This is a genomic window from Streptomyces sp. MMG1121 (assembly GCF_001280015.1).
Classification (GTDB): Bacteria; Actinomycetota; Actinomycetes; order Streptomycetales; family Streptomycetaceae; genus Streptomyces.
The window spans coordinates 1-300 of the sequence record NZ_LGDV01000122.1; the positions used below are offsets into that span (position 1 = coordinate 1).

The window sequence follows — 300 nt, forward strand, 5'->3', positions numbered from 1 at the left end:
GTGCGGACCTGCTTCAGCCCCCACTGGCCCTTGAACAGGGCGCCCTCGTCCAGCCAGGACGCGTACTCCTTGAGCTGGATGCCCTTGACGATCCGGGTCTCCCAGAACGGCGGGGCCGGCACGGGGTTGTCGACGGCGACGTCGGAGCGGACGTGGCCCTCCTCCGGGCGCTCCTCGACCTCGACGGCGGCCGTGCCCCGCACCCGGCGCTGCTTGAGTTCGGGCAGCTTCGCGCCGGGCACCCCCCGCTTGACACCGATGAGGGCGTCCATCAGGCGCAGGCCCTCGAAGGCGTCGCGG

General features: G+C 72.7%; 1 protein-coding gene. It reads right to left on the bottom strand.

Going from position 1 to position 300, the window contains the following annotated elements:
* The coding region (locus tag ADK64_RS13415) for a hypothetical protein (RefSeq protein ID WP_159046226.1) at positions 1-300 on the bottom strand (300 nt) is incomplete at both ends.